The sequence below is a fragment of the Kiloniellales bacterium genome (assembly GCA_030064845.1).
Classification (GTDB): Bacteria; Pseudomonadota; Alphaproteobacteria; order Kiloniellales; family JAKSDN01; genus JASJEC01.
Genome location: JASJEC010000123.1, coordinates 1 through 6,635, shown reverse-complemented (window position 1 = coordinate 6,635; position 6,635 = coordinate 1). Strand labels below are relative to the sequence as shown.

4 protein-coding genes and 3 pseudogenes are annotated in these 6,635 nt (G+C 64.8%); 3 read left to right on the top strand and 4 right to left on the bottom strand.

From position 1 onward, the window contains the following. Both QNJ67_23685 and QNJ67_23680 read right to left on the bottom strand, forming a co-directional pair. Positions 1-124: pseudogene (locus tag QNJ67_23685) on the bottom strand (transposase). 84 nt (positions 125-208) lie between these two features. After that, the gene (locus QNJ67_23680) at positions 209-1,252 is read right to left on the bottom strand and encodes a transposase (GenBank protein MDJ0611991.1); all 1,044 of its coding nucleotides are present in this window, start codon (positions 1,250-1,252) and stop codon (positions 209-211) included. Positions 1,253-1,413: 161 nt separating this feature from the next. Here QNJ67_23680 and QNJ67_23675 point away from each other — a divergent pair, with 161 nt between their 5' ends. From QNJ67_23675 to QNJ67_23665, 3 genes and pseudogenes are all read left to right on the top strand, one after another. Beyond that, positions 1,414-2,703 (top strand): ISNCY family transposase, encoded by a 1,290-nt coding sequence (locus tag QNJ67_23675; GenBank protein ID MDJ0611990.1) that lies wholly within the window; start codon positions 1,414-1,416, stop codon positions 2,701-2,703. Positions 2,704-2,770: 67 nt separating this feature from the next. After that, positions 2,771-3,106 (top strand): annotated as a pseudogene (locus tag QNJ67_23670) (recombinase family protein). Next, positions 3,104-4,273, top strand: a complete 1,170-nt coding sequence (locus QNJ67_23665; protein MDJ0611989.1) for a recombinase zinc beta ribbon domain-containing protein — start codon at positions 3,104-3,106, stop codon at positions 4,271-4,273. Before QNJ67_23670 ends, QNJ67_23665 begins: the two are co-directional and overlap by 3 nt. A gap of 23 nt (positions 4,274-4,296) precedes the next feature. Here QNJ67_23665 and QNJ67_23660 read toward each other — a convergent pair. Next, positions 4,297-4,947, bottom strand: a pseudogene (locus tag QNJ67_23660) (integrase core domain-containing protein). A gap of 184 nt (positions 4,948-5,131) precedes the next feature. Then, the gene (locus QNJ67_23655) at positions 5,132-6,538 is read right to left on the bottom strand and encodes an IS1182 family transposase (GenBank protein ID MDJ0611988.1); all 1,407 of its coding nucleotides are present in this window, start codon (positions 6,536-6,538) and stop codon (positions 5,132-5,134) included. Between the last annotated feature and the right edge of the window lie 97 nt (positions 6,539-6,635).

Genomic DNA, 6,635 nt, shown 5'->3' with positions numbered 1-6,635 from the left:
CCGATTTGCCGACCCACTCGGCGAGCGTCGAGCGGTCGAGATCGATGCCTTCGCGCTCGAAGATCTGGCTCCGCCGGTAGAGGGGCAGATGATCGCCATACTTCGAGACCAGCACATGGGCAAGCAGGCCGGGGCCGGGCCTATCACCATGAGTCAGTTTGCCAAGCAGCCCACAGGGTCGGTGGTGGTATACCTTTGACGAGACAGATCAGGAGGCGGCGGAGACCCCGCTTGAAGAGGGAGAGCAGCGAGCGAGCGTATCGGCGTGGGCGGTGTTCGGGGGCTTTTTTTCGGCGGCGGACGGGTTGTTGACGGCGTCCCACATGCCGGTGGAGACGGCCCAGTAGAGCGCCAGGGCGAGAATCAGGATCAGCCGCTCGATCCGGTCGGCGCGGCGCAATTGGCTGTCTTCGAGGTTGAAGCCGCGGGTTTTGGTGTCGGCGAACATGGCCTCGATGCCCCATCGCAGACCGTAATCGAGGGCGCGATACGAGGTCGGCAGCTGCGACATGGCGATCATCCCCGGTTCGGGGTGTCCGGGCTCGTGGATCATCGCCACATGGGTGGCGGCACGCTTTTCGGTCAACCTCACGTCGATCAGCAGCCGCTCGCCTCGCTCGAAGCACTCCGCCACGGTCGTTTCGCCGCCGTCGCGATCATGGACGAGCAAGCTTCCCTTCAGGCGCAGGCGCCAGTCCCAGCCGCTGTCGGCGCACCAGGTGATGAGGTCGGGCGATCCGTAGAAACGGTCTCCCATCAGCACCGGCCGGACGCCGTCCGGCAGCCACCCGGCGACGATTTGCAGCAGCCGGCGCTGCTCGGAAAACCCGATCGCCCCCGCGGTTTTCCGGACGCACCAAGCCAACGGCAACGCCCGCCCGCCAACCCGGACCGCCACCATCAGCATCTCATGGCGATGCAGTTTCGTCGCCTGGCTCTGGTCGATGAGCACAATCGGCTGTCGGCCGTTTGTGCTCACTTTCTCCAGAATCTCGCGTGCATAGGGAGCCAAGACCTCGGCCGGGACGATCCGATCGTTGGCCAACGTTCTCTTGACCCACTGATAGCGCGTGCCGGGGTTGGCCGACCGGATCGGCAGCGCATGGCCGAGTTCCATCAGGTTCACCGTCCGCTCCGACAACACCGCCGCCGTCAGCGTCGCCAGCTTCTCGCGCTGGGTTTTCCGCTGTTTCGGCAGGCGTCGCGCCATATCGTCGGAAATCGCTCGCGCCACCGCTTGCAATCCTGTCATCTCGATCCTCCCGGTCCCGTACCGAGACCATCGAGTCAGAACCCTTCACCCGCGTCAATCACAAACTGACCTGTGGTGAGAGGCCATCACCAGCAATTCTCATTTTGGCGACGGGGCTGGAAATGCTTTGTTTTGGGAACGAAGCGTGATTCAAGCTGTGTATGGAGCGGCTGGAAAGATCCATCGCGGCGCTGCGCAAGCGGTGCGAACAACTGCCGGACAAGCGGTCGGGGAGCAACTGTCGCTATCGGATGGCCGACATCGGGCTTTCGGCGTTCTCGGTGTTTTTCATGCAGAGCCCGTCGTTTCTGGCGCACCAGCGGGTATTGGCGGAGCGTTGCGGCCGGTCGAATGCCGAGACGCTGTTCGGGGTGACGGCGATTCCCTGCGACAACCATATCCGGCAGATGCTGGACGGGGTCCCAGCGGACCACTTTGATCCGGTGTTTGCGACGATCGTCGAGGCGTTGGACGCGAGCGGCGGGTTGGAGCCGCTGCGGCGGCTGGACGGCCGGATGCTGATCGCGGTGGATGGCTCGGAGCACTTCTGCTCGCGCAAGCTCCGCTGCCGGCACTGTTCGACGCGCCGGCGCGCCGACGGTGAAACCGAGTATTTTCATAGCTTTGTCGGCGCGACGTTGGTGGCGCCGGGTCAGGCCACGGTGCTGCCGCTGCCTCCCGAGTTCGTCCGTCGGCAGGACGGCACCGACAAACAGGATTGCGAGCTGGCGGCGGCGCGCCGCTGGCTGGCCCGGGTTGGCCGGCGCTATGCCTGGCTGCGGCCGGTCTATCTCGGCGACGACCTCTATGCCCACCAGCCGATGTGCGAGGATGTGCTCGCCGGCGGCGGCAGCTTCCTCTTCGTCTGCAAGCCTTCAAGCCACAAGACGCTGAGCGAGTACCTGACGGGGGTCGAGATCGACGGCTTCGAACGAACCGTCGGCACCGGCGCGGCCAAGCGCCGGCACCGTTATCGCTGGATGGAGGGCGTACCGCTTCGCGACAGCAAGGACGCGCTCCTCGTCAACTGGCTGGAGATCGAAATCGCCAAGCCAAACGGCAAGGTGACCTACCGCAACAGCTTCGTCACCGATCTGCCGGTCAACCGACAAACCGTCGCCGACCTCGCCGCTTGCGGCCGAGCCCGCTGGAAGATCGAGAACGAAACTTTCAACGTCCTCAAAAACAACGGCTATCACCTCGAACACAACTTCGGGCACGGCAAGGACACTCTGGCCAGCGTGCTGGTCGCCCTCAATCTGCTGGCCTTCGCCATGCACAATGCCTGCGATCTCGTGGCCGCCCCCTGGCAAAAGGCACGCCGCAAACTCGGCGCCCGCAACCGCCTGTTCACCCACATCTGGTCGATCACCGCCTACCACGTCTTCCGCTCCTGGCACGCCCTCATCCAAACCATCATCACCGGAGTCCCGCCCCCCAGAACCGCCTGACCGCTCACCCCCTCCAAACCCCTTCAACCCCAACCCTACACGTCGAACTCATAATGAGAACCGCTGGGCCATCACCCTTGTGTTTGACAAAGTGGCGGAGCTCGGTAGCGCTCGACAGGCCTTGCTCTGGTTCATCGAGCATGGGCTGGATTTGCCTGCCAAGCGCAACAATGGTGACGTGATTTGGCGCAGGCCAAATTACGCGACCATCCACCGGATGATCGAGAACCCGATTTACGGCGGCGCCTATGCCTATGGTAAAAGTAGGGTGGTGCCGGGATATGAGGTAGCAGGCACCCGTCCGAAGAGCCGTCGCAAGGCTCGCGACGAATGGCTGGCGCTGATCCCGGATGCCCATGAAGGTTACGTCAGCTGGGAGCAGGCAGAGGCGATCCGCAAGATGGTCAGCGACAACGTGCCCACGGGCCGGCATCACGGAGCCCCCAAACACGGAGACGCCCTGCTTGCCGGTCTTGTCCGCTGCCGGCGCTGCGGACGCAAGCTGACAGTCCGCTACACGGGAACCAAGCACAACATTCCGCGGTATTCCTGCTGGCGGGGTCTGCTCGATAATGGCGAGCCGCGCTGCATCGCCTTTGGCGGACTGCGCGTCGATGACGCCGTTGAAGAGGCGCTTCTGCAGGTCGTCGAACCCGGCGCCGTCGCAGCGGCGATCGAGGCCGAAGCGCAAGCGGCCAATCGCCGTGACCAAGTTCGCGACGCGCTGATGCGCGATCTTGAGGCCGCACGCTATAGCGCTGATCGGGCATTCCGGCAGTATGACGCCGCCGATCCGCAGAACCGGCTGGTTGCCGCGGAACTTGAATCCCGATGGAACCGAGCGCTCACGCGTGTCGGCGAGATCGAGAGCAGGATCGCCACGCATGATGCCGCGACACCGCAATCATCACCTCTGTCGGCAATGGACGTCACCGCGCTCGCCGCGGACCTTCGGGCTGTCTGGATGACGCCGACGACGGATGCGAGGCTCAAGAAGCGCATCGTGCGCACCGTCATCCACGAGGTGGTCGCCGATATGGACGACAAAGCATCCGAGATCGTTCTCCTGATCCATTGGATCGGCGGCGTCCATACTGAACTGCGCCTGCCGAAGCGTCGTCGAGGACAGCGCAACAGCACCTCCGGCGAGATCATCGCGGCTGTGCGCCAACTGGTGCTCATCGCCAGTGATGATTTGATTGCCGCTATCCTTAACCGGAACGGATTGGTGACCGGCCGCGGCAATCGCTGGACTCGCGAGCGGGTCACCGCGCTCAGGTCATATCATAAGGTCCCGGTCTTCCGACCGGCGCCGGACGGCATCGAACCATGGCTCAATCTGAGCAAGGCCGCACGGCTCCTCGGTGTTGCGCCGAAAACGCTCAGGCTCGCCGCCGAAGCCGGCGAAATTGAAGGCGTTCATCCATTGCCGGATGGTCCGTGGATCTTCAATCGATCAGAGCTTGGCAAGCCGGAAGCTCAGCGGATTGTTCATCGCGCCAGGCAGAACCCAAAATACCCCGCGGGATCGCATCCCAATCAACAAAGCTTATTCGCTTCAACGACATAGAAAGATGGGCCTTATGAAACAGGATTGTAGTCGGCCATCCAGGCGTCGAGATCGGCCTGGAGTTCGTCGATCGTGCGATAGATCTTCTTTCGGAACGCCACGCGATAGAACTCGTCGAGCACCGTGCGATGGAAGCGCTCGCAAATGCCGTTGGTCTGCGGGCTCTTGGTTTTGGTTCGACTATGGTCGATATCCTCGACAGCCAGGTAGAGTTCGTACTCATGGCTCTGGCCGCCGCAGAATTCGGTGCCGCGATCGGTGAGTACGCGGCAGAGCTTGATCTCGTGCTCGTCGTAGAACGGCACCACTCGGTCGTTCAGGAGATCTGCGGCGGTAATCGGGGTCTTGCGGTCGTAGAGCTTGGCAAAGCCCACCTTGGCGTAGGTGTCGATGAAGGTTTGCTGGTAGATCCGCCCGACCCCTTTCATGGTGCCGACGTAGAAGGTGTCCTGAGCACCGCAATACCCCGGACACGCGCTGTCGAACTCGCCATGGGCTTCCTTATCGGCCTTAGCCTTCTCCAGCGCCACGACCTGGGCCTCGGTGAGCACCAGCCCTTCTTCCGCCATCTTGGCCTCTAGCGCCTTGAGCCGGAGCTTTATGGACGTCAGATTGTGACGCTTCCAGACACAGCGGACACCGGCGGACGAGATCGACAGGCCGCGTTGTCTCAGAGCCTGAAAATGAATTGCGGTTTCGCGGAGAGCCTGGGATGTGAGACCGGCTGCGGGATGGCATTGGCGTGGCTTGGCCGATGAGACGAGCGGACGGACCGTGAGAATGCGCGTCGCCGCCGGGGTCTGGTTGTCGGTTTGCGGCGTTTCCCGGTGGTGTCCGGGAGGGTCCGTTTGTGTCGGGTCAGGTGGCGGCCAAACGCCAGGAACAGGCCATGTTGTGGGCGAGGGCGTGCCACAGGGCGACCGCCTTGACCTTGTCGATGCCGCGCACGATGAACCGGGTGAGGCCACGGTTACGCGCCTGGGCGTTCACGCATTCGGCCGTGGCTGCCCGTTCCTTGTAGATGGTTTTGGCTTCCTCGGTTGCCATGCGTCGTCGCCAGCCGGCCACTTCCGGCGGGTCGTCCGGGCGGGGCAGGTGGCGGTCGCGGGACTTGTCCTTGGGCGCCGGCACGGGAACAAAGGTCGTCACCCCGGCTTGGGCCAGGGTGTTGATGTCGTCCAGCCTGGCGAAACCGCCATCGGCCAGATGCTGGGGTGGCCGCCGGCCGTAGGCGGCGGCCAGGGCGTCGTTCATCGGCGCCATCTTGCCCATGTCCGAGCCAACGTTGTCCACCGACACGCCGGCCACCGCGCCGCTCTTGGTGTCGGCGGCGAACTGGACGTTGTAGGCCGGCCGGAAGCCGCCGTCGGCCATCTTCATCACCCGCGCTTCGGCGTCGGTGGTCGAGGCCCGCGGCTCGTTCTCAGGCTTCGGCTCGGGCTCGGGCCGCGGCTCAGGCTTCGGCTCGGGCTCGGGCTGCTTGCCATCGTCCGTCTCGCCGCGTTTGGCCGCACGTTCGGCGCGCCGGCGCGCCCGCTCCTGGTGCGCCGCCTGCAACGCCTCGGTGATCGCCAAGGCCTCGCCGACCCGGCGCTCGCGGTCCTCGACCGCCCGCCGGCGCGCCGCCGCCTCACGGCGCGACGCCGCCCCGGGATCGGCGTCGAGCTCCCGGCGCAGCCGCTCCACCTCCGTCTTCGCCCGCCGATGGCAGGCCTCCAGGGTCGCGTGCCGGCGAAACGACGCCGCACCGGCCGAGGCCCGCACCCGCACGCCGTCCTGGGCCACCCGATCCAGGCTCGCGACGCCGGCCTCGATCAGGGCGGCGAAGCTGTCGACCAGCAGACCGTCCAGCACCGGACCCTGGGCGCCCCGGAAATCGGACAGGGTCTTGTGGTTCATGCCCACGCCTCCGCACAGCCACTGGAACGCGATATGCTCCTCGCACAGGCGGGCGAGTTCGCGGGCGCTGCCGATCCCCTTCACCGTCGCGTACAACCACAACGCCACCAGGATCCGCGGGTCGGCCGGCGGATGGCCCGGACGACCCGCCACCGCCTTGATCTCCGCGTACAGCGGCGTCAGATCCAGCCCCTCCACGAAACCCCACACCAAGCGCACCCGGTGATCGGCCGCAACCAGGTCGTCCAGGCTGACCGCCCGCAACTCCACCTGCCGCCGTTCCGCCATCCGAAGCCGCGGCCGACCGCCGCCCGCAAGTGCCGGCAGCGGCTGCTCGGGCAGCTCGTCGAACAATCCAGAGGTCATCGCCCAATCCAATCTTCCTGGGAGGAAAAAAACGTGATCACTATAAATCATCGCGAGTCCGGTGACTCCCCCCGAAAGATTCACAGGCTCTCAGTTC

Bases quoted from the DNA above. Each gene is read 5' to 3' on its own strand.
- QNJ67_23680 (MDJ0611991.1), bottom strand. From the start codon at position 1,252: ATGACAGGATTGCAAGCGGTGGCGCGAGCGATTTCCGACGATATGGCG.
- QNJ67_23665 (MDJ0611989.1), top strand. From the start codon at position 3,104: ATGGTCAGCGACAACGTGCCCACGGGCCGGCATCACGGAGCCCCCAAA.
- QNJ67_23655 (MDJ0611988.1), bottom strand. From the start codon at position 6,538: ATGACCTCTGGATTGTTCGACGAGCTGCCCGAGCAGCCGCTGCCGGCA.
- QNJ67_23675 (MDJ0611990.1), top strand. From the start codon at position 1,414: ATGGAGCGGCTGGAAAGATCCATCGCGGCGCTGCGCAAGCGGTGCGAA.